Annotated in this window: 2 protein-coding genes; one reads left to right on the forward strand and one right to left on the reverse strand. The window is 38.2% G+C overall.

The features are described 5' to 3' along the window. Positions 1 to 373 precede the first annotated feature (373 nt). On the forward strand, positions 374 to 499 hold the full coding sequence (locus tag F6J94_RS33805) for a hypothetical protein (RefSeq protein WP_293048309.1): 126 nt from the start codon (positions 374 to 376) through the stop codon (positions 497 to 499). 120 nt (positions 500 to 619) lie between these two features. Here F6J94_RS33805 and F6J94_RS33810 read toward each other — a convergent pair whose 3' ends face one another. Then, positions 620 to 874: a hypothetical protein gene (locus F6J94_RS33810; RefSeq protein ID WP_293048312.1), complete on the reverse strand. Its 255-nt coding sequence runs from the start codon at positions 872 to 874 to the stop codon at positions 620 to 622. Positions 875 to 1,452: the final 578 nt, after the last annotated feature.

Genomic DNA, 1,452 nt, shown 5'->3' on the forward strand with positions numbered 1-1,452 from the left:
TTCTTCCAGAGAATCGCAATCAATTTCAGTTCACAACAATTGTTTTATTGTGATTGATCCTACATCTACTGGTGGGATTGGTGAAAAATTGAATTAGTGATTCATCCGTTGGTGGGCAGTGCCACAGAAAGATTAATTGGCTTGGGTAAACCTAGGTATGCACTGCCCACCAACGGATGAATCACTAATTCAATTTTTCACCAATCCCACCAGTAGATGTAGGATCAATCACAATAAAACAATTGTTGTGAACTGAAATTGATTGCGATTCTCTGGAAGAGACGCTACGCGAAAGCATTCAACTACCTTACCCATCGTACCATTCTTGTCGCTAATTGATATCAGGAAGTATAGCGTTTACTAGTAAGGGTAATTGACATCTAAATTTTTGTCCCGATTCCCGACTCCCGAGTCCCGATTCCCCATTCCCGATGCCCTAAAACATAATAAGCAAAAAAAAAATAGCCGCAGAAAACCTTCCACGGCTAGGATTTTTTAGTTATGCCTCAACTTTCTAAACCAATCCAGAAATGATCCCATAGGATTGACCAAAGGTCACGCTACGTGAACAAACCTGATGCTTTGGCCAGGGGGGTTTCCCCCCCTATAACTTAATAGTTTAACCTAAATTTAAATACTTGGTCATCATGGTGATGAATTCGCCAGGAATTCCCGTCGGCTGAAGGGGGCTCCACTCCGATATTTCGGCGTAACCCCGTGCATAAAGGGTCTGCATGGTGTTGTTTATTGCCCGGCGGGAACCCTTCAAAATGTGCTTAATGGGGTATTTTTTTGGGGAAGGTTCCTGAGGAGTATTACTAGGAGTGATATCCTCAGGATTGTTTTGTGGATCTGGGCGAAAGTTGTCAGGCATAATTCAAAATTGCTCTTGAAGCTTACAAATATAATCATAACGATTATGAATTTACTTGTCAAGGGTTTGTAGGATTTTTTTTTGAGGAGTAATTCGAATAAAATGTAGAATTAAGAATGTAGAATTAAGAATTTAGTGCGTAGGGTGCGTTAGGGACCGGATCGCCTTTTACACTTTGTAGCTACTATTGGGATAGCCCACCCCGTAACGCACCAGCAAGTATAATTTAGAATCGCAGACAGGATACATAGTAAAAATGTTAGCTTTCGTTTTTTTAGTGGATTTAATTTACTGATAGCCTTGGAAATAGGAAATAATAAAATAAAATATATTCGACAAGTTGTGATAGGTATATAAAATTAATTGTGATATTTTTTTTACCCGACTCCCTGTATTTTTTTTTGTTAGACTAAATCAAGATTGAATTTTATGTATCTCCAAATAATACTATATAGTTAACTATATTTTTTAACTGATTCAACAAGTTTGGACAAAACCTGAGATCACAGCCAGGTAATGATTAGTTGCTTACATCTGACTAACGTTAACTAGCAAAGATTTATGAACCGGGCAGTTAA

Origin of the sequence: Moorena sp. SIO1F2 (assembly GCF_010672755.1) — a bacterium.
Classification (GTDB): Bacteria; Cyanobacteriota; Cyanobacteriia; order Cyanobacteriales; family Coleofasciculaceae; genus Moorena.